This is a genomic window from Mesorhizobium sp. P2_E6, assembly GCF_056403835.1.
The window spans coordinates 528,384-547,882 of record NZ_JBFUEQ010000003.1 but is presented as its reverse complement, the minus strand read 5'-3'; the positions used below and the strand labels follow the sequence as shown (position 1 = coordinate 547,882).

At 63.2% G+C, this 19,499-nt stretch carries 19 protein-coding genes; 10 read left to right on the top strand and 9 right to left on the bottom strand.

Features of this window, described 5'->3' with window-relative positions; genetic code table 11:
• The first annotated feature begins 43 nt into the window (after nt 1-43).
• Entirely contained in the window at nt 44-829 is a 786-nt protein-coding gene (locus AC1D08_RS10485; protein ID WP_095091450.1) for a FadR/GntR family transcriptional regulator, read from the top strand.
• A gap of 149 nt (nt 830-978) precedes the next feature.
• On the opposite strand, the gene AC1D08_RS10480 is transcribed toward AC1D08_RS10485, so the two are convergent.
• The gene (locus AC1D08_RS10480) at nt 979-1,917 is read right to left on the bottom strand and encodes an NAD(P)-dependent oxidoreductase (RefSeq protein ID WP_457154687.1); all 939 of its coding nucleotides are present in this window, start codon (nt 1,915-1,917) and stop codon (nt 979-981) included.
• A gap of 119 nt (nt 1,918-2,036) precedes the next feature.
• Between AC1D08_RS10480 and AC1D08_RS10475 the strand changes: the two genes are divergently transcribed.
• Nucleotides 2,037-2,933 (top strand): NAD-dependent epimerase/dehydratase family protein, encoded by an 897-nt coding sequence (locus AC1D08_RS10475; RefSeq protein WP_457154686.1) that lies wholly within the window; start codon nt 2,037-2,039, stop codon nt 2,931-2,933.
• Between the two features lie 102 nt (nt 2,934-3,035).
• On the top strand, nt 3,036-3,812 hold the full coding sequence (locus AC1D08_RS10470) for a FadR/GntR family transcriptional regulator (RefSeq protein WP_457154685.1): 777 nt from the start codon (nt 3,036-3,038) through the stop codon (nt 3,810-3,812).
• Between the two features lie 18 nt (nt 3,813-3,830).
• Here AC1D08_RS10470 and AC1D08_RS10465 read toward each other — a convergent pair whose 3' ends face one another.
• A complete protein-coding gene (locus AC1D08_RS10465; RefSeq protein ID WP_457154684.1) occupies nt 3,831-4,118 on the bottom strand; it encodes a DUF3175 domain-containing protein in 288 nt (95 codons plus the stop codon).
• Between the two features lie 174 nt (nt 4,119-4,292).
• Between AC1D08_RS10465 and AC1D08_RS10460 the strand changes: the two genes are divergently transcribed.
• The 7 genes from AC1D08_RS10460 to AC1D08_RS10430 all read left to right on the top strand — a co-directional run bounded on the left by AC1D08_RS10460 (nt 4,293) and on the right by AC1D08_RS10430 (nt 12,267).
• Complete coding sequence (locus AC1D08_RS10460; protein ID WP_457154922.1) at nt 4,293-5,522, top strand: MFS transporter; 1,230 nt, start codon at nt 4,293-4,295, stop codon at nt 5,520-5,522.
• Between the two features lie 155 nt (nt 5,523-5,677).
• Nucleotides 5,678-6,706: an HTH-type transcriptional regulator GntR gene (gntR, locus tag AC1D08_RS10455; protein ID WP_457154921.1), complete on the top strand. Its 1,029-nt coding sequence runs from the start codon at nt 5,678-5,680 to the stop codon at nt 6,704-6,706.
• A gap of 304 nt (nt 6,707-7,010) precedes the next feature.
• The gene (locus AC1D08_RS10450; protein WP_095091454.1) at nt 7,011-8,138 is read left to right on the top strand and encodes a sugar ABC transporter substrate-binding protein; all 1,128 of its coding nucleotides are present in this window, start codon (nt 7,011-7,013) and stop codon (nt 8,136-8,138) included.
• 79 nt (nt 8,139-8,217) lie between these two features.
• Entirely contained in the window at nt 8,218-9,765 is a 1,548-nt protein-coding gene (locus AC1D08_RS10445; RefSeq protein WP_477226928.1) for a sugar ABC transporter ATP-binding protein, read from the top strand.
• A complete protein-coding gene (locus AC1D08_RS10440; RefSeq protein ID WP_457152510.1) occupies nt 9,762-10,742 on the top strand; it encodes an ABC transporter permease in 981 nt (326 codons plus the stop codon). Before AC1D08_RS10445 ends, AC1D08_RS10440 begins: the two co-directional genes overlap by 4 nt.
• A complete protein-coding gene (locus tag AC1D08_RS10435) occupies nt 10,739-11,725 on the top strand; it encodes an ABC transporter permease (protein WP_457152511.1) in 987 nt (328 codons plus the stop codon). The genes AC1D08_RS10440 and AC1D08_RS10435 overlap by 4 nt, the downstream gene beginning before the upstream one ends.
• Nucleotides 11,726-11,727: 2 nt before the next feature.
• The gene (locus AC1D08_RS10430) at nt 11,728-12,267 is read left to right on the top strand and encodes a gluconokinase (protein ID WP_477226929.1); all 540 of its coding nucleotides are present in this window, start codon (nt 11,728-11,730) and stop codon (nt 12,265-12,267) included.
• Here the strand turns inward: AC1D08_RS10430 and AC1D08_RS10425 are convergent.
• The 7 genes from AC1D08_RS10425 to AC1D08_RS10395 all read right to left on the bottom strand — a co-directional run bounded on the left by AC1D08_RS10425 (nt 12,264) and on the right by AC1D08_RS10395 (nt 19,439).
• Nucleotides 12,264-12,713 (bottom strand): RrF2 family transcriptional regulator, encoded by a 450-nt coding sequence (locus AC1D08_RS10425; RefSeq protein ID WP_013530871.1) that lies wholly within the window; start codon nt 12,711-12,713, stop codon nt 12,264-12,266. The genes AC1D08_RS10430 and AC1D08_RS10425 overlap by 4 nt on opposite strands.
• A gap of 353 nt (nt 12,714-13,066) precedes the next feature.
• Nucleotides 13,067-14,053 (bottom strand): sulfate ABC transporter substrate-binding protein, encoded by a 987-nt coding sequence (locus AC1D08_RS10420; protein ID WP_457152513.1) that lies wholly within the window; start codon nt 14,051-14,053, stop codon nt 13,067-13,069.
• A 226-nt stretch (nt 14,054-14,279) separates the two neighbouring features.
• Nucleotides 14,280-15,320: a sulfate/molybdate ABC transporter ATP-binding protein gene (locus AC1D08_RS10415; RefSeq protein ID WP_095091460.1), complete on the bottom strand. Its 1,041-nt coding sequence runs from the start codon at nt 15,318-15,320 to the stop codon at nt 14,280-14,282.
• A gap of 13 nt (nt 15,321-15,333) precedes the next feature.
• Nucleotides 15,334-16,218 carry a sulfate ABC transporter permease subunit CysW gene (cysW, locus tag AC1D08_RS10410; protein WP_095091461.1) on the bottom strand — a complete coding sequence of 295 codons (885 nt, stop codon included), beginning with the start codon at nt 16,216-16,218 and terminating at the stop codon, nt 15,334-15,336.
• Entirely contained in the window at nt 16,211-17,062 is an 852-nt protein-coding gene (gene cysT, locus AC1D08_RS10405; protein ID WP_095091462.1) for a sulfate ABC transporter permease subunit CysT, read from the bottom strand. Before cysT ends, cysW begins: the two co-directional genes overlap by 8 nt.
• Before the next feature lie 22 nt (nt 17,063-17,084).
• A complete protein-coding gene (locus tag AC1D08_RS10400) occupies nt 17,085-18,113 on the bottom strand; it encodes a sulfate ABC transporter substrate-binding protein (RefSeq protein WP_457152514.1) in 1,029 nt (342 codons plus the stop codon).
• A gap of 222 nt (nt 18,114-18,335) precedes the next feature.
• Nucleotides 18,336-19,439: a TIGR03032 family protein gene (locus AC1D08_RS10395; RefSeq protein WP_457152037.1), complete on the bottom strand. Its 1,104-nt coding sequence runs from the start codon at nt 19,437-19,439 to the stop codon at nt 18,336-18,338.
• Nucleotides 19,440-19,499: the final 60 nt, after the last annotated feature.

The following is a 19,499-nucleotide window of genomic DNA, read 5'->3' as shown; positions in this document are numbered from 1 at the left end:
CGGACCAGTCCGGACGACAGACGGCCGACGCATTGGAACGTGGATGCCGGACAAGAAGTCAAAGAAGCGAACCGACCGGGCCAAGGCACAAGACAGCCTCCGTCCAGTTGTCATGCGCAGGGCTGGCGCTGCACACTTTTCGGGAGCGAGCGTTCATGTCTCGCTAGCCAGCGAGATTGGTCTCAGGATCGTGCGCGGCGATTATCTGCCCGGCACCATCTTGCCCAACGAGGCCAAATGGGCCGAAATCTTCGACGTTAGCCGTTCGGCGGTGCGCGAAGCGATCAAGATGTTGATGGCCAAGAGCCTTCTGGCCTCGCGCCCCAAGATCGGCAGCTGGGTCGAGCCGAAAGAGCGCTGGAACCTGCTCGACCGCGACGTGCTGGCCTGGTACGCGACAGCGCCCGATCGCGAGGCATTCCTGCGCACCGTGCAGGAGTTTCGCCATATCATCGAGCCGGAAGCGTCGGCCTTTGCCGCCATGCGGCGCAGCGACGAGCAGATGGCCGAGATCAGCCAGGCCTGCCGCGAGATGGGCGATGCCTTGAGCCTGCAGGAGCGTATCCGCGCCGACACGCGTTTTCATCTCGCCATCCTGCGCGCCTCCGGCAACGATCTGCTGGTGCCGCTCGGCGTGCTGATCGAATCGGCACTCGACCATCTCTTCGACTTCACGACGCAGAGGGTCGGTGATCAGCGGCAGGCGCAGAAGCTGCATGAGGCGATCGAGAAGAACATCCGGCTGCGGCGTCCGACAGCCGCGCGCAACGCCGTGCACAAACTGCTTGAGAACACCGATGAAGGGATCGGACGGTCAAGGCGATGGTAGTGCGGCAGTGACCGCCGGCCCTTTGGGCTTTCCCTCTAAGATGTCCACTGGCCCTTTTTTCCGCCCGGAAGCGGACCCGGCCTTCACCGTTCGAAACTCGAAAAGCCAAGCAATTGGCTTTTCGTCAGTTGCGCGGACAGGTTCTCACCTCAAATCGTCTGTTTCTTGCCATCCTTGGTCGGCATCAGGTCGACGCCGTTGACCTTGCCGATATGGGTTGCCAGCATCGGCACGAATTGCTCGGCGGGGCCGGTGGCGAAGGCGCCGGCGAAAGAGTTCTTGGTGGCGTTGCCGAGCGGGTTGGCGATGCCGGCCGCGCCGGCCATCGATTCCAGATAGGTCAGGTCCTTGAAGGCGTTGGCGATGGAGAATTTGTGGGCGTCGCGGTCGCCCTCCAGCGTCCAGCGCATGAAGGTCTGGTAGAAGCCGCAATCCATGCGGCCGTTGCGGATGACGCTGTCGAAGCGCGGCGGCGAGATGCCGACCTTCTGCGCCAGCGCCAGCGCCTCGGAATAGATCGCGGCATAGCCGAGCGAGATGAAATTGTTGAGCAGTTTCATGCGGTGGCCGTCACCAGTGTCGCCGATATGAACGATGCGGCCGGCCCAGGTTTCCAGCACCGGCTTCAGCCGGGCGAAGACGGCGTCCGGCGCGCCGACCATGGCGTCGAGCGTGCCTTCCCAGGCTTCCTTCGGCGTGCGGCTCAGCGGCGCGTCGACGTAGTCGATGCCGAGCGCCTTGAGTTCAGCCGCCAGTGCAATGGTCGAGACCGGATCGGAGGTCGAGCAGTCGACGACGACCGCGCCCTTTTTCAAGCCCTCCTTGAGGCCGCCGGGGCCGCGAATGATAGCCTCGACTTCGCGCGATCCGGTGACGCAGATGAAGACGATGTCCGATGCCGCCCCGACATCGCGCGAGGTCGATACTTCCGCGGCACCGCGGCCAAGCAGGTCCTCCGCCGGCTTGCGGTTCTTGCGGCCGAGAAAGGTCAGGCTGTAGCCCTTGTCGACGATGTTCTTAGCGATCCCGTGCCCCATCAGGCCAAGGCCGATGAAGCCGATCTTTTCGCTCGCGGCAGTCGTGTTCATGTCTTCAAGTCCTGTTGCAATGATTGATGATCAGCGCTGCCGTTTTGCAGGCGAGGGTGGTTGCGGATTGCGATTTTGTCTGACAATACACATAAATCCCAGCGGATGTGGAGAGCAAAATGACGAAGCGGATCATGTTCACCGGCGGCAGCGGCAAGGCCGGACGCCATGTCGTGCAGTATCTGGTGGAGCAGGGCTGCCAGGTGCTCAACATCGACACAAAGCCGCTCGACAATCCCAAAGTGCGCACGCTGATCACCGACATCACCGACAGCGGACAGGTGTTCAACGCGCTGTCGAGTTATATGGGATTGCACGAATTCGACCCGTCTCTACGCGCCCAACCGGTCGATGCGGTGGTGCATTTCGCCGCCATCCCGCGCATCATGATCACCACCGACAACGAGGTGTTCCGCATCAATGCGCTCGGCACCTACAATGTCATCGAGGCGGCGGTGAAGCTCGGCATCCGCAAGGTGGTGATTGCCTCAAGCGAAACCACCTATGGGCTGGTGTTCGCCAACGAGCCGCGTGATCCCCAGTATTTCCCGCTCGACGAGGATTATGACGTCGATCCGATGGACAGCTACGCGCTGTCCAAGGTCGTCAACGAGAAGACGGCGCGCGCCTTTGCGCTGCGCAGCGGCATCGACATCTATGCGCTGCGCATAGGCAACGTCATCGAGCCACATGAATATTCGCTGTTTCCGAAATGGTTCGCCGAGCCGGGGTTCCGCAAGCGCATCGCCTGGAGCTATGTCGACGCGCGCGACCTTGGCCAGATCACCCTGCGTGCCATCGAGAAGGACGGGCTCGGCTATCAGGTGTTCAACGCCGCCAATGACGATACCTCATCCGACCTGCCGACCGCCGAACTCCTGAAGCGGTTCTATCCCAGCGTACCGGTCAAGGCCGACCTCGGCGAATACGAGACGCTGCTGTCGAACCGCAAGGCGCGGGATATTCTCGGCTTCCGCCCGGAGCACAGCTGGCGCAAATACGTCAAGCAGGCCTGATCCGTCGGAGCAATCGGGCTGATCTGTGCACAGCGGCCGGCTTTGCCGCCTGAGCCGCTTGCCGCGCTTGACAGCCCCTGCAATCCGGCCTTTCTGGAGCCTATGCGGGACGCGAAGCCGAACAAGGAAAAATCGCCAGCGAAAGCGGCCTCCGGCGAGCGCCCGGCGGGCGTTCGCCGACCAGACGCGGCGCGCATCCCCGGCTCGAGCGTCCATGCTTCGCTGGCCAGCGAGATTGGCCTCAGGATCGTGCGCGGCGACTACCCGCCCGGCACCATCCTGCCCAATGAAGCGAAATGGTCGGAGACCTTCAGCGTCAGCCGCTCGGCGGTGCGCGAAGCGATCAAGATGCTGATGGCCAAGAGCCTGTTGGCGTCGCGCCCCAAGATCGGCAGCTGGGTCGAGCCGAAGGAACGCTGGAACCTGCTCGATCGCGACGTGCTCGCCTGGTACGCGACGTCCCCGGATCGCGAGGTGTTCCTGAAGACCGTGCAGGAGTTCCGCCACATCATCGAGCCGGAAGCGACCGCCTTTGCCGCCATGCGGCGGACCGATGAGCAGATGGCCGAGATCAGCCAGGCCTGCCGCGAGATGGGCGAGGCGACGAGCCTGCAGGAGCGCACGCGTGCCGATACGCGTTTCCACCTGGCGATCCTGCGGGCATCCGGCAACGACCTTTTGGTGCCACTCGGCGTGCTCATCGAATCCGCGTTCGACCACCTGTTCGCCTATACGACACGGGAGCTGGATGATTTGCAGCACGCACAGAAGCTGCACGAGGCGATCGAGAGGAACATCCGCCTGCAGCGACCGGATGCGGCGCGCAACGCGGTGCGCAAGTTGTTGGCCAACACCGACGGCGTCATCCGTTCGCGCTAGGAGCCTAATGGGTCGCGGCTAATCCTCTTTCTCCCGCCCGAAGGCGGCTCGAAGCTCGTCCTTGGCGTTCTCAAGCACTTGTCTGCGCGAAGCGGGCAGATTCTTGCCGGCGCGGTTGATGTAGAAGTTCAGCATCGACATGGCGGACTGGAACGGCTCGGCCTTGCGCCGGAGGCTGTGTTCGGCGGATCGCTTGAGGGAGGCGGCGATTTTCCTGGCGTCATCGGATTCGAAGACGTGGTCCTCGAGATCCATAGCGTCGCTGTGCTCGGTCACCTCGGCCGACCATTTCTTCTTCGCGGTCATGGCAGGACTCCTTTGCAGGGTGGCTTGCCGGGAAACTCCACACCTTGGCATCGGTTCCCCATTGGTCTTGTCTGGTGCGACGGATTTGCCTGCCGTGGCGCTGCTGCGCGTTGCGAATGTGCCGATAGTGGCGCAAACGGCAGCCGATTTTCGAGACCGCCGACAGGAAACGCCTTGACCCGAACCGACTTGAGCCGGCCGAGCCCCGGGATCGACAGCAGCTATGCCTGGATGCGGCTCGCGATTTCGATGCTGCTGGCGACGATCGGCGGCGTCGGCATGTGGGCTGTCGTCGTGGTGCTGCCCGCTGTGCAGGCCGAGTTCGACGTTGATCGCGCCGCGGCGTCCATGCCTTACACCGCGACCATGGTCGGTTTCGCCGCCGGCAACGTGCTGGTCGGCCGCGCCATCGACCGCATGGGCTACTGGATCCCCGCGCTGCTCTCCTCGATTGCGCTCGCCGCCGGCCTCCTGCTCGCGGCGCTGTCGACCTCCATCCTGCAATTCACCATAGCTCAAGGGCTTTTGATCGGTGTCGGCACGTCGGTGATCTTCGGACCGCTGATCGCCGATATCTCGCACTGGTTCAACCGCCGGCGCGGTGTCGCGGTGACCGCGGCGGCCGCCGGCAACTACCTTGCCGGAGCGATCTGGCCAACCATCATGCCGACGCTGATGAAGGCTGAAGGCTGGCGCTTCACCTATGCCGCGATCGGCGTCTTCTGCCTGGTGACCATGGTGCCGCTGGTGCTGTTGCTGCGGCGCGGTGCTCCGGAGACTGCCGCAGCTGGTTCGCCGGGAAGCCGGCCGGTGCAGCCGATCTCGCTGTCGCCGGCGGCCTTGCAGGTGCTTCTGGTCGTCGCCGGCCTCGGCTGCTGCGTGGCGATGTCGATGCCGCAGGTGCATATCGTCGCCTATTGCATGGACCTCGGCTACGGCATGGCGCACGGCGCCGACATGCTGTCGATCATGATGGCGGCGGGCGTCGTCAGCCGGCTGGCCTCCGGGTTTCTCGCCGACCGCATCGGTGGCGTGAAGACGCTGCTCATAGGCTCGGTGCTGCAATGCCTATCACTGCTGTTCTACATTCCCTTCGACGGACTTGCCTCGCTTTATGTCGTGTCGCTGGTGTTCGGCCTGTCGCAAGGCGGCATCGTGCCTTGCTACGCGATCATCGTGCGCGAATACATGCCGGCCAAAGAGGCCGGCCAGCGCATCGGCATCGTCATGATGGCGACGATCTTCGGCATGGCGATCGGTGGCTGGATGTCGGGTTGGATCTACGATCTGACCGGCTCCTACGCCGCGGCATTCCTCAACGGAATCGCCTGGAATCTGCTGAACATACTGGCGATCGGTCTGTTGTTTTGGAAGGCAAGGCAACGTGCCGTGGCGATGGCTTGAACGGGCTGAGCTACTTCGAGTTGCTTGACAAGGGCGAAAGGCTGCGCGACGCCAGAACACGAGTGGGTGCGGCAAGGCAAGCCGGGTGAGATGACGACAGCAAGGACGATCGTATCCGCGCGCTTTGGTGGGTGCTCTTCCGAGGGAGCGGGTCCTTGATCAAGCCGCGCTCGCGCCGGGGCGGTGGCCGCCCGACCATTGCCGATGTCGCGCGCAAGGCCGGTGTCGGCGCCATCACCGTGTCGCGCGCCCTGCGCGAGCCGGTGCGCGTCTCGGAGGAATTGCGCCGCCAGATTCAGGCCGCGGTCGACGAACTTGGTTATGTGCCGGACCCGAATGCGCGGGCACTGGCTTCGGCGCGCGCCGAGGTGTTCGGCGTGCTGGTGCCGTCGCTCACCAACAACGTCTTTGCCGAGGTGGTGCGCGGCATCTATGACAGCCTGTCGGCCAGCCCGTTCCGTATCCAGCTTGGCAACACCCATTATTCCGGCCTCGAAGAAGAGCGGCTGCTGCAGGTCTTCGGTTCGCAGCGGCCGGCAGCGCTGATCGTCGCCGGCATCGACCAGACACCGACCTCGCGAAAACTGCTGGAGAGCGCCGGCTGCCCGGTGGTGCAGGTCATGGAAACCGGGCCTGATCCTGTCGACATGATGGTCGGCTTCTCGCATTTCGACGGCGGCAGGACGGCGACCGAGCATCTGATCGAGACAGGCTACCGCCGCATCGGCTTCATCGGCGCGCGCATGGATCCGCGCTCGCAGCGGCGCCTGGCCGGCTATCGCGCGGCGATGGAGGCCGCCGGGCTGTTCGACCCACGCCTCGTCACCACCACGCCAGTGCTGTCGAGCGTGCCGCTCGGGCGCGAAATGCTCCGCGACGCGCTGGCCAAGGTACCGACGCTCGACGGTGTGTTCTGCAACAATGACGACATCGCGCTCGGCGTGTTGTTCGAGTGCCATCGCGCCTCGATCGCGGTGCCGAAGACGATAGGCATCGTCGGCTTCAACGATCTCGACATGATGCAGGTGGCGTTTCCTTCGATCACCAGCATCCGCACCCACCGCTATGAGATTGGCCGACGTGCGGTCGCCATGGCGCTGGCGGCGATCGCCGGTAACAGGCCGGAACAACGGATCGTCGATCTCGGCTTCGAACTCAAGCGCCGCGAGAGCACTGCCCGTTGAAACACACAGAAGCGACTGTGTGAATGCCGGTTTACACAACGTCATGGTAGCGCTACCAATTCCCCAAAATGGAAATTTACGGCAAAGGCCAAGTCCTGTTTATTATATATAAGCGACAGCTGATGCTTGTTTATTATGTATAATATGATAGTTTTTGTTTCCGATTTGGAGGTGGCAAAGGAGGGAATCGGGTCGACATTGGCGACTTAAGAAAGCGCGAGAGGCAAGACAGGAGGTGTCTGGCCGGACGCGTGAAGTGCATGGCAGCCAACAACAATCAAAACTGCAACTGGGAGGAATATCGATGATCAAGTCACTCGTGGGTGGCATCGTTGCCGCCACTGCATTTGTCATGCTCAACTCGGCCGCAATGGCCGCCGGCCCCGAAGTCGTGAAGGGACCAGCCGCCGAACCGGACTGCTTCGCGCCCTGGGCCGCGGATACGCAGTTCTTCAAGTTTCCCAAAAAAGATGGCCCATACCGGATCGCGCTCGCCAATGGCTATATCGCCAACACCTGGCGCATCCAGATGATCCAGACCGCCAAGGCTTACGCAGCGCAGAAGGACGTCGCCGCCAAGCTGAAGGAATTCAAGGTGGTGTCGACCGGCGAGGATGTGCCGGCGCAGATCTCGGCGATCAACAACTTCATCGATTCCGGCTATGACGCCATTGTTGTCAACGCGCAGAACCCGACCGCTTTCGCGCCGGTCATCAAGCGCGCCAAGGAAGCCGGCGTGGTGCTGGTCGCCTTCGACAACATTCTCGATACCAAGGATGCCATCAACGTCAATGTCGATCAGAAGGGCCTTGGCGAACTTTGGGGCAAATGGCTGACCGGCCATATACCCGAAGGCGGCAAGATTCTTGAAGTCCGCGGCGTTGCCGGCACGTCGGTCGACACCGATCGCCATAATGGCATCCATGAGGTTCTCGACGCTTCGGGCAAGAAATGGGACGTCACCGAAGTCGCCGGCAAGTGGGACGATCCGACGGCACAGAAAGTCACGGCTGACGCGATCGCCACCAATGGTCCGTTCGTCGGCATCACCGGCCAGGGTGGCGACACCGGCATCGTGCAGGCGATGATCGACGCCAAGCATCCGTTCGTGCCGTTCGGCGGCGAAACAGAGAACGGCTTCCGCAAATTCTGCGCGGCCCATGCGGCGGACGGATTGAAATGCTCGTCAGCCGGTACCGGCCCCGCCCAGGTGGCGGTTGCCATCAAGACGGCGATCGCAGCCCTTGAAGGCAATGTCGTCCCGCAGTCGGTCAAGCTGCCGCTTGCGATCGTCGAGGATCCGAACTTCAAGGCAGGTCAGGATTTCTTCCCTGATCAGTCCGACAATTTCTTCGTCGGCAATTCCTTCCCGACCTGCGGTATCAATTTCACCGCGCAGGAAATCATGGGCCAGACCAAGGCCGACCAGTAGCTGCACCCAGGCGCCGCGGGATATTCCGCGGCGCCGACCACTCGATATCCCTAGTCGTCAAAGAGCCTCGGGAGGCCCGATGGACGGTGCGATTCCGCTCTTCCGGATGGAAGGCATATCCAAGCGCTATGGTGGTGTGCGGGCGCTGGAAAAGGCCGAGCTTTCGGTCTCATCCGGCAGCATTCACGGCATCCTCGGCGAAAACGGTGCCGGCAAATCGACGCTGATCAAGGTGATGGCCGGTGTCGTTGCGCCCGACGAAGGGCGCATGACGTTAGATGGCCGCGAGGTGACGTTCGCTTCGCCGGCTGCCGCCAACCAGGCCGGCATCGTCTGCATCTTCCAGGAACTGTCGCTGGTTCCCGAACTCAGCGTTGCCGACAACATTGTTATCTCAGACCCGCCGACGCGGTTCGGCATGATCGACCGCAAGGCACAACGCCGGATTGCGGAGGAAGCGTTGGCGCGCGCGGGCGCAGCAGATATCCACCCGCTGGCGCTGGTCAAGGACCTGCCGCTGTCGCGCCGCCAGATGGTCGAGATCGCCAAGGCGCTGGCACGCAAGCCGCGCATCCTGATCCTCGACGAGGCGACCTCGGCGCTGACCGCGACGGATGTCGCCAAGATTTTCGGCGTGCTGAAGCGACTGCGCTCGGAAGGGCTGGCGCTGCTCTATATCTCGCATCGCATGAACGAGATCGCCGAACTGGCCGACCAATGCACGGTGTTTCGCAACGGTCGCAATGTCGCCAGTTACGCGGCGGGCACAAAGAGCGACAATGAAGTCGTCGAACTGATGATCGGGCGAGAATACAGCCACATCTTTCCGCCGAAGCCGCCACGCGCTTCGGCTGCCGCCGTTCCGGTGTTGGAGGCACGCAAGCTTTCATGGACCGACCGGTTGGACAATGTCTCGCTGACTGTTGGGGCAGGCGAGGTCCTCGGTCTTGGCGGCCTCGACGGTCAGGGCCAACGCGAACTGCTGCTTGCCTTCTTCGGGGTGTTGCGCGGCCTGTCGGGCCAGATCCTCATCGACGGCAAGCCCGTTGCCATCGCCAGCCCCGCCGCCGCACGTGAAGACGGTATCGGCATGGCGCTCATTCCCGAAGACCGCAAGACCGAAGGGCTGATGTTGCCGATGACGGTTCGCGAAAACCTGTCCTTCGCCGCGCTCGACCGGCTGTCCAAAGCCGGCATCATCGACCGTGCCGCCGAGCAGCGGCTGATCGACGACATGGTCGGCCTGCTGGCGATCAAGACCGCGGGGCTCGACATTCCGGTCGGCGCGCTGTCGGGCGGCAACCAGCAGAAAGTGGTCATCGCCAAATGGCTGATGCGCCAGCCGCGCATCATCCTGCTCAACGATCCGACGCGCGGCATCGATGTCGGCACCAAGCAGGAGCTCTACCAGTTGATGCGCAAGCTCGCCGATGCCGGTGCTGCGATCCTGTTCTATTCGACCGACTATGACGAGCTGATCGGCTGCTGTGACCGCGTGCTGGTGCTCTATGATGGGGCGGTCAAGCGCGAGTTGATCGGCGCCGAGATCACCGAGCGGGCGCTGATCGCCAGCGCGCTCAACATCCATGGCGAGGAGAGCCCCGTGAGCCTGGGAGCAAACGCGTGAAGGATTGGCGCTACTGGCTGGCCGAGCAGCGCGGGACGCTGCTGGCGCTCGGCATCTTCATCGTCATGTTCGTCATTTACACCTCGAACCACCCGGCCGGCTTCACCGCCAATGTCGTGCAGACGGCAGCGAACAAGGGCGTGCTGCTCGCCTTCGTCGCCATGGCCCAGACGCTGGTGGTGATCACCGCCGGCATCGACCTGTCCGTGGGCATGATTTTCACCCTGACCAATTGCCTGGCGTCCTGGCTGGTCATCGGCACTGGCATCGAAACCGCCTTCGGCGTCCTCGCGGTGCTCGGCACCGGGCTGCTGTGCGGGGCGATCAACGGCGCCATCGTCATCTATGGAAGGCTGCAGCCTATTGTCGCCACCATCGCCACCGGCGCCGTCTACTTCGGCATTGCCCTGCTGCTGCGACCTTTTCCCGGCGGCTCGGTCAATGAGGACCTCGCCGACGCTTTGACCGGACGACTGTTCGGCGTGGTGCCGGCAAGCTTGGTCGTGCTGTTGGCCGTGGTGTTGTTTGTCTGGGTGCCTTTCAGCCGCTCGGTGCTCGGTCGTGCGGCTTACGCAGCCGGCTCGTCGGAGACGGCCGCCTACATGTCCGGCGTGCCGATCCGCCGTGGCAAATTCGCCGCCTACGCACTGGCCGGGCTGCTTGCCGCAGTCGGCGGGCTATTCCTGACCTTCTTCACCTATACCGGCGACGCAGCCTATGCCAGCGGCAACGCCTATACGCTGTTCTCGATCGCCGCCGTCGTGCTCGGTGGTGTCTCGCTGTTCGGTGGCAAGGGCAGCGCCATCGGCGCGATCTTCGGCGCGCTGGCGTTCCGCACCATCGGTGACCTGCTCTTCGTCTTCGATTTCGATCCGCTCTGGCAACCGCTGTTCCAGGGCGTTATCCTGCTGATCGCGGTCAGCCTCGGCGCCTTCGCCCTGTTTCGGGTCCGCAACCGGCTGGAGTGGTTCCTGTGAGCGAAACGACGCTTGGCGGCATTGCCGGCCGCATGCCCAGATTCATCCGGCGCGCCGATCCGGCGGTGCTGACGGCCTTTGCCTGCATCGTGCTGCTGCTGTTCCTCGGCAGCCTCTATTCCAGAAGCTTCCTGTCACCTGAATACCTTCTGCAGCAGCTCAAGGTGGCGTCATTCCTCGGCGTCATCGCCACCGGCATGATGCTGGTCATCCTGCTTGGCCAGATCGACCTGTCGGTGCCATGGTCGGTCGCAATGGGCGCCATGATGGCCAGTGCGGCAGCCGCCTATGGTCCGGTCGGCGTGGCGGTGGCCATCCCATTCGGCATCGTCTGCGGCATGCTGATCGGCGTTGTCAACGGCATCGGCGTCGCCTATCTGCGCATCCCCTCGATGATCATCACGCTGGCCACCAACGCCGTCGCGCAGGGGCTGATGGTGGTCTACACCGGCGGTTTCTCGCCACAGGATTCGGCGACTGGCGCGATGCGCTACCTGGCGACTGGTTTTGCCATTCCGGGCGTGCCCAACGCGGTCATCATCTGGGCGCTGATCGGCGCGGCGATGGTGTTCGTACTGACCCGCACCAGCTTCGGCCGCGCCGTCTACGGCATCGGCAACCGCGAGCGCGCCGCCTATCTTTCGGGTATCGACACGCGACGCGTGGTGATGATCGCCTTCGCCGTCTCCGGCGGGCTTTCAGCCTTCGGCGGCGTGCTTCTGGCCGGCTATGCTTCGAAGGCGGCGCAATCGATGGGCGACGCCTACCTGTTGCCGTCAATCGCGGCAGTGGTGCTTGGCGGTACCTCGATCCTGGGCGGGCGCGGTTCCTATCTCGGCACCGTTGCAGGCGTCATCCTGATCACGCTGCTGCAATCCATCCTGTCGGTCATGCAGATGCCGGAGGCGGGGCGGCAGATCATCTATGGCATCGTCATCGTTGCCATGCTGTTGCTCTACGGCCGCGCGCCGGCAAGCCGCTGACAGTGGACGAAAAGACAGAACAGGCGCCAACGGGCGCTCCCGGTTCGGTGCCGGCCATTGTGGTGATGGGTGTCGCCGGCTGCGGCAAGTCGGCCGTCGGCACCGCGCTGGCCGCCGTGCTGGGCGCCATCTTCATCGAGGGCGACAGGTTGCATCCGCCCGAAAACGTTGCGCGCATGGCAAGCGGCGAGCCGCTCACCGATCAACTCCGTGAAGGCTGGCTCGACGCGATCGGCGAGCGCATCGTGGCGTCGGTCGGGCAGGGCGAAGGCGTGGTTGCCGCCTGCTCGGCGTTGAAGCGCAGCTATCGCGAGCGGCTGAGCGGCTTCTGCCCGGAGATCGTCTTCCTCTACCTGGAGATCGACGCTGCCACGGCGAGGCGACGCGTCGCCGGCCGCAAGGGTCATTTCATGCCGGCAAGCCTGGTCGACAGCCAGTTCGCCATCCTCGAGCCACCGGCGGCGGATGAGCGGGCATTGACGCTCGACGCGATGCGCCCGGTCGGCGAACTTGTCGCTGCCGCGGTTCGTCAGATGCGCTAAATCTGCGACGTCAGTTCGACCGGAAAATCATCATTGTCGGCGTCGCGCATGGCGGCGAGGCTGCGATTGTCCAGCACTTCGGCAATCGCCTGGCGTACTTCCAACATCATGTGCCGGACCTGGCAGGTCGCCTCGTCGCAGTCCTCGCAGCGCTGATACTGTGTGCGGCTGGCGCAGGGGATCGGCGCCAGCGGTCCGTCAAGCACGCGCACGACATGGCCGATCTTGATTTCGGAGGCCGGCCGGGCAAGGCGATAGCCGCCTTCCTTGCCCTTGCGGCTCTGGACGAAGCCGGCGTTGCGCAACTCGCCCAGGATGGCATCGAGGAACTTCTTCGGGATGTTGTTGGCGACCGCGATGTCGTTGACAAAGGCCAGTTGGCCAGCCGGCAGGCCGGACAGATGCACAAGGGCCTTGAGGCCGTATTTGCCTTTTTTAGTCAGCATGCCCAGATCAACCCATTGAAGCCCCAACCACCCGCATCTGGCGACTGTTTGTGTGCAAATAATGACGTTTTCGCCGCGCGATGACGTTTCGCGAAAACAAGCCGCCAGATGGCACGTTAGGCACAAACGCGTTGATTCTTTGTAACGTTTTGCATGATGAAGCCGATAGAGCATGTTCCACCCGATAGAATCGGGATGGAACTCTGCTTCTCGGCTCGAACATGATTCTGGCGAAAACCGGATTCCGCTGTTCGGGATCATGCTTTGGTCCGCTGAATACCGGATTGCCGGCGCACGAAACGAAAAAAGCCGGCACAGCGCCGGCTTTCGCGTTCACCTCGGATGCTGCCCCGTCAGCGGCTGCCGTAGGTCTGGTCGAGCAGGCCGCCGGCGGCGAAATGCTCCTTCTGCACCTTGTCCCAGCCGCCGAAGACGTCGTCCACCGTCAGCAGGCGGACATCGGGGAAGTCGGCCTTGTATCTGGCGGCGACGGTCGCGTCGCGGACCCGGTTGCCGTTCTGCGCGAGGATGTCCTGGCCTTCCGGCGTGTAGAGGAAGTCGAGATAGGTCTTGGCCAGATCGCGGGTGCCATGCTCGTCGGCCACCTTGTCGACGATCGCTACCGGGAATTCGGCCAGCAGGCTAACCGAGGGCGTGACCTGCTCGAACTTGTCGTCGCCATATTCCTTGCGGATGCCGCGCGTCTCGGACTCGAAGGTGATCAGCACGTCGCCGATCTCGCGCTGCACGAAGGTGGTGGTCGCGGCGCGGCCGCCTGTGTCGAAGATCGGAACGTTGTTGAACAGCTTGGTGATGAATTCCTTCACCTTGGCGTCGTCGCCCTTGAAGGCTTCCTTGGCGTAGGCGGTGGCCGCCAGATATGTGTAGCGCGCATTGCCCGAGGTTTTCGGGTTGGGGAAGATCACCTGGACGTCGTCGCGCACGAGGTCGTTCCAGTCCTTGATGTGCTTGGGGTTGCCGGCGCGCACGAGGAAGGACGGCAGCGAATAGAAGGGCGAGGCGTTGTCGGGAAAATCCTTCTGCCAGTCAGCCGAAACGAGGCCCTTCTTGACCAGGAAATCGATGTCGGTGACCTGGTTGAAGGTGACGACATCGGCGCCGAGCCCTTCGGCGATGGCGCGCGCCTGCGCCGAGGTGCCGGCATGCGACTGGTCGACGGTGACGCCTGGATGCCCTGCGATGAAGGCCTTGTTGACCTGGACGAACAGTTCGCGGCCGACATCGTAGGATGCGTTGAGCAGTTTGTCGGCCGACCAGGCTTGGGAGGATGCGAGGAACAGGCCGGCTATGGCGGCGACGCCAAGGAAAAATCGCTTCATGAAACGGGCTCCGATGCAATGTGTTTATGGTCGAACCATAGCCGTGGCGCAGGGTACGGGACGAGGCACGCGCAGCGGCCCGTGCCCTAGCCACGAGAAAAGATATCGCCAAAACGGCCGGCTGTTAGGATCTCTTTTCTGGCATGGATATTTTCGATGCCCCAGCCGGCACAACGACGCTGCGTGCGCGCACAATCCTTCCCGAACGATGGGCAGGCGGATTGGATCAAGCGGTCGGGAAGAGCTTCCAGCGACCGGGGCGGAAGGCCACCCGACTTTTCTGCGCCGCGGGGTGATCGACCGGCAGTTCGATTTCGACCCGCTGGCGCTCGCCGCCGATCTCGAGTTCCACTCGCCGCGTGCCGGCGACGCGGCGACTGGCCGCGACCGTGCCGGCGATGCAGCCGCTGCAGCCGTCGAGCAGCTCGACATCGTGCGGGCGGAAGAACAGCGTCGCGTCGCCCGAGGGCTCGTGTGGCGCGGCAAGTCCGATCGGGCGGTCGGCAAGCCAGATCTCGCCATTCTCGACCTTGACGGGAAGCGAGCTCGATTCACCGATAAAGCCATAGACGAAGGGCGAGTTCGGCGTGTCGTAGATGTCGTCGGCGGTGCCAACCTGCTCGATGCGGCCCTGGCTCATCACCACGACGCGGTCGGCAAGCTCCAGCGCCTCTTCCTGGTCATGGGTGACGAAAACGGTGGTGTGGCCGGTGGCGTCATGGATTTCGCGCAGCCAGCGGCGCAACTCCCGGCGCACCTGTGCGTCGAGCGCGCCGAACGGCTCGTCGAGCAGCAGCACCTTGGGTTCGATCGCCATGGCGCGCGCCAGCGCCACGCGCTGGCGCTGGCCACCGGAGAGCTGAGCCGGATAACGCTTTTCCAGCCCTGAAAGCTGGACGAGGTCGAGCAGTTCGGAAGCGCGGCGGCGGATCTCCTGCGCCGGCGGTCGCGACGGCCCGTGCCGGACCTTGAGGCCGAAGCCGATGTTATCGGCCACCGTCATGTGCCGGAACAGCGCATAGTGCTGGAACACGAAGCCGACATTGCGCTCCTGGATCGACCTTTGCGAGGCGTCCTCGTCACCGAAGAAGATTTTCCCCCGCGTCGGCCGCTCCAGCCCGGCAATCAGCCTGAGCAGCGTCGTCTTGCCGGAACCGGACGGCCCCAGAAGCGCGATCAGCTCGCCCGACTTGATGTCGAGCGACACGTCGTGAAGCGCCGGAAACCGGTCAAACTCCTTGCGCACGTTGGCAACGCGAACTTCCATGCAAACCCCTCTATCAGTGTCCGCGCGTCGCGGCGATCTCGGCGCCGTAGCGCATCTCGAGAAGTGTTTTCAAGACCAGCGTGACGAGCGCCAGGCCCGCAAGCAATGAAGCGACGGCAAAGGCGCCGACGGCGTTGTACTCGTTATAGAGGATTTCGACATGCAGCGGCATGGTGTTGGTCAGGCCGCGTATGTGGCCCGACACCACCGACACCGCGCCGAACTCGCCCATGGCACGTGCATTGCACAGAAGCACGCCATAGAGCAGCCCCCATTTGACGTTGGGCAAGGTCACGTACCAGAAGGTCTGCCAGCCATTGGCGCCGAGCGACAGGGCTGCCTCCTCGTCGCCATTGCCCTGTTCCTGCATCAGCGGGATCAGTTCGCGGGCGACGAAGGGAAAGGTGACGAAGACGGTGGCCAGCACGATGCCCGGCACCGCAAACAGGATGACGATGCCATGCGCCTTCAGCCAGCCGCCGAGCAGCCCCTGGGCGCCGAACAAAAGCACATAGACCAGACCTGAAATGACCGGCGAGACTGAGAAGGGCAGGTCGATCAGCGTGGTCAGGAAGGCCTTGCCCTTGAACTCGAACTTCGCGATCGCCCAGGCGGCGGAGATGCCGAAGACGATGTTGAGCGGCACCGAGATCGCTGCGACAAGCAGCGTCAGCCGGATCGCCGAGCGCGCGTCGGGATCACTCAGCGATTGCGTATAGGCGCCGACGCCTTTCGCCAGTGCCTCGTTGAAGACGATGATCAGCGGCAACAGCAGGAAGATGCCGAGGAAGGTGAAGGCAACGGTCATCAGCGCCACGCGCGCCGGGCGGCTTTCCGTGACGGCCGCTGACTGGCTCTCGTGATGCGGCTCGTAGGATTTGATCTCGGGATCAGCCATAGCGCTTGCGGCTCCATGTCTGCGCGAGATTGACGACCAGCAGCATGACGAACGACAGAGCGAGCATGATCGCCGCGATCGCGGTCGCGGCCGGATAATTGTATTCCTCCAGCCGGATGACGATCAGCAGCGGCGCGATCTCGGATTTGTAGGGCAGGTTGCCGGCGATGAAGATGACCGAGCCGTATTCGCCGACGCCGCGGGCGAAGGCCAGCGAAAAGCCGGTGACGATGGCCGGCGCCAGCCCTGGAAACAGGATGCGGGTGATGATCTGGAAGCGGCTGGCGCCAAGCGTGGCAGCGGCTTCCTCAACCTCCTTGTCGATCTCCTCCATGATAGGCTGCACGGTGCGCACGACGAAGGGCAGGCCGATGAAGACCAGCGCGATGACGATGCCGAGTGGCGTATAGGCAACCTTGATGCCGAGCGGCATCAGCAATTTGCCGATCCAGCCGTTCGGGGCGTAGAGCGTGGTCAGCGCGATGCCGGCCACCGCCGTCGGCAGCGCGAAGGGCAGGTCGACCATGGCATCGACGATGCGGCGGCCGGGAAAGCGGTAGCGCACCAGAACCCAGGCGACCAGCGTGCCGAAGACGACGTTGACGGCGGCCGCGATGAAGGCGGTGCCGAAGCTGATTTCCAGCGCCTTGATGGTGCGGCGATCGGTGGCGATGGCCCAGAATTCAGGCCAGCCAAGGGCGGCCGAGCGCCAGAGCAGCCCGGATAGCGGGATGAGGATGATGAGGGTGAGGTAGGCAAGCGAGAAGCCGAGCGTCAGTCCGAAACCCGGAATGACACTCGGCTGTCTGAACCGCCACCCTGCCTGCGCGGGTGCTGTGGTCATATCGTCCTGATCTAGATCTAGCTCACGGGGCCGGCTTGTAGATCTGGTCGAATATACCACCGTCGCCGAAATGATAAGGCTGTGCTTTCTTCCAGCCGCCAAAAAGCGGATCGTCGATGGAGATCAGCTTGATGTCGGGTGTCTTGGGAAGATCAGCCGGAGCCACAAGTTCGGGCTTGGCCGGACGATAGTGGTTCTTGGCGATGATTGTCTGGCCTTCCTTGGAATAGAGCCAGCCCAGATAGGCTTCGGCGACCTTGCGCGTGCCCTTGGCGTCGACATTGGCGTCCACCACCGCCACCGGCGGCTCGGCCAGGATTGATGTCGGGGGATAGACGATGTCGAAATTGTCCGCGCCGAATTCGTCGAGCGCCAGGTAGGCATCGTTCTCCCAGCCAATCAGCACGTCGCCGATGCCCTTTTGCGCGAAGGTCACGGTCGAGCCGCGGGCACCGGTGTCGAGCACCGGGGCATTGGCATAGAGCTTGCCGACGAATTCCTTGGTCTTGGCCTCGTCACCGCCGTCGTTGGCGTTGGCGTAGGCCCAGGCGGCGAGATAGTTCCAGCGCGCGCCGCCGGAGGTCTTGGGATTGGGCGTGATCACCTGGGTGCCGTCCTTTACCAGGTCGTTCCAGTCATGGATGCCCTTGGGATTTCCCTTGCGGACAAGGAAGATGATGGTCGAGGTGTAAGGCGCTGAATTGTTTTCGAATTTGGTGCGCCAGTCGGGATTGATCTTCTTCGACTTGGAGACGATGGCGTTGATGTCGCCTTCGAGCGCCAGCGTCACCACATCGGCGTCGAGGCCGTCGATTACGGCGCGGGCCTGGGCGCCCGATCCGCCATGCGATTGCTGAATGGTGACCGTCTCGCCGGTCTCGGCCTTCCAATGCGCCGCGAAGGCTTCGTCATAGGCCTTGTAGAGCTCGCGCGTCGGATCGTAGGACACGTTGAGGATGGTGGTGTCGGCAAACGCGAAACCGAGCGTGCCGAACTGGACAGTTGTGGCGACCAGTGCGCCGAGCAGTTTCTTGAAATGAGGTTTGGTCATTTCTGCCTCCGTTGAACCGGCGCCAAATCTACCGAATTGATAGAAATTAGATGCATTCAATGTTGCCTTTTTTGCCCTCCTGAAGAAAATGTTCGACGATATTTCGGTCTGCGGAGAAATTTCTTCCTCATGGCTGCGCTGAGCGAATTCCGAGCCTGCCTGACGTTTGATCTAGGCTTTGGACAGGCCGGGACAAGGACTTAGCAGGCGGGCCCGATTCGCTCAGCCTTCGCTGTCGATAGTGATCAGCGAAGCCATGTTCGGGCTGTTGAGCGGCACGGACGAAGGGCAGCGGCAGCCCGCAATGACGGCGACGTCGAACAGCTCGGTGATGTGTCCCTTCAACTCGATCCACTCGGCTATGCCGCCGGTATGCAGGTCGATGATGTAGAGCGCGCAGCGCGGCTCGGCGTCGCGCGTCTGCAGATTGTCTTGTAGCGGCAGGTCCTTGAACAGGCCATCGCGCGGCAATGACGTGGTGACGATGGCAAAGCGGCCATGAAAGCTCAGGCCGCGCAGGAAGCCGGGGCAAAAGGCGATGTTCTGCCGCTGTCCGGTTCCGGGATCGATGCGGACCAGGAAGCCGCGGCCGGAATCCAGCACCCACAGCGCACCGTCATGGACGCGTGGCGAATGCGGCATCGACAGATCGTCGACCACCACTCTGTCCTCGGTGATGTCGATGATCATGCCGCCTTCCCAGCGGCGGTCGCGCCAGCCGCCGACCGAGTCCGACCGACTGATCGCGCTGACATAGCGGGCGCGCCCGTTCTGCATGGCGAGACCATTAAGATGACAGCGGTCCTCAGGCACCAGCTTGCTGATGAAGGAGGGCTTCCACAACGGTCGGAAGGAATGCGTCGGGCTCAGCGTCGCCAGGCAAGAGAACTTGGTGTTGATGAACACGACCTGCCCGTCTTCGCGCACAGCCAGTTCATGGATGTCGAGGTCGCCTGTGTAAGAAGCGGCGCGCGGCATATACATGCGGTCGTAAATGGCGTTGGCGACCTGGTCGGGTCCGAGGATGTTTTCCAGCCGCCACACCGCCGTGTCGGAGGCTAGGATGATCCGCTGCCCGGCAACGGTCACGCCCATGGCTCTGACGAAACTGGTCTGGTGGATGGAGGCCTTCCTGTCGCCGGTGAGGCCGACCAGGAACAACTGTCCGGTCTGGTAGGAGGTGAAAGCCAGCGAGCACTGCGCCGTCTCCATCCAGTTGATGAAGCCGCGCGACAGCGAGACGTTGGTCTGCTGTTCGGCCGCGCTGGGAGACGCGGCTTCGGGCGGTTTCGCCTGGGCCTCGTCAGTGGCCTTAAATGTGCTCACGCTTGCTCCATGGGTAGACCTAGTCATGACTACGCCGGCCGCGAGGGCCGGCGCAAGAAG

What these genes read in the sequence shown, in the direction of transcription:
- AC1D08_RS10485 (WP_095091450.1), top strand. Translation starts at nt 44, where the DNA reads ATGCCGGACAAGAAGTCAAAGAAGCGAACCGACCGGGCCAAGGCACAA.
- AC1D08_RS10480 (WP_457154687.1), bottom strand. Translation starts at nt 1,917, where the DNA reads ATGAACACGACTGCCGCGAGCGAAAAGATCGGCTTCATCGGCCTTGGC.
- AC1D08_RS10475 (WP_457154686.1), top strand. Translation starts at nt 2,037, where the DNA reads ATGACGAAGCGGATCATGTTCACCGGCGGCAGCGGCAAGGCCGGACGC.
- AC1D08_RS10470 (WP_457154685.1), top strand. Translation starts at nt 3,036, where the DNA reads ATGCGGGACGCGAAGCCGAACAAGGAAAAATCGCCAGCGAAAGCGGCC.
- AC1D08_RS10465 (WP_457154684.1), bottom strand. Translation starts at nt 4,118, where the DNA reads ATGACCGCGAAGAAGAAATGGTCGGCCGAGGTGACCGAGCACAGCGAC.
- AC1D08_RS10450 (WP_095091454.1), top strand. Translation starts at nt 7,011, where the DNA reads ATGATCAAGTCACTCGTGGGTGGCATCGTTGCCGCCACTGCATTTGTC.
- AC1D08_RS10445 (WP_477226928.1), top strand. Translation starts at nt 8,218, where the DNA reads ATGGACGGTGCGATTCCGCTCTTCCGGATGGAAGGCATATCCAAGCGC.
- AC1D08_RS10425 (WP_013530871.1), bottom strand. Translation starts at nt 12,713, where the DNA reads ATGCTGACTAAAAAAGGCAAATACGGCCTCAAGGCCCTTGTGCATCTG.
- AC1D08_RS10420 (WP_457152513.1), bottom strand. Translation starts at nt 14,053, where the DNA reads ATGAAGCGATTTTTCCTTGGCGTCGCCGCCATAGCCGGCCTGTTCCTC.
- AC1D08_RS10415 (WP_095091460.1), bottom strand. Translation starts at nt 15,320, where the DNA reads ATGGAAGTTCGCGTTGCCAACGTGCGCAAGGAGTTTGACCGGTTTCCG.
- cysW (WP_095091461.1), bottom strand. Translation starts at nt 16,218, where the DNA reads ATGGCTGATCCCGAGATCAAATCCTACGAGCCGCATCACGAGAGCCAG.
- cysT (WP_095091462.1), bottom strand. Translation starts at nt 17,062, where the DNA reads ATGACCACAGCACCCGCGCAGGCAGGGTGGCGGTTCAGACAGCCGAGT.
- AC1D08_RS10400 (WP_457152514.1), bottom strand. Translation starts at nt 18,113, where the DNA reads ATGACCAAACCTCATTTCAAGAAACTGCTCGGCGCACTGGTCGCCACA.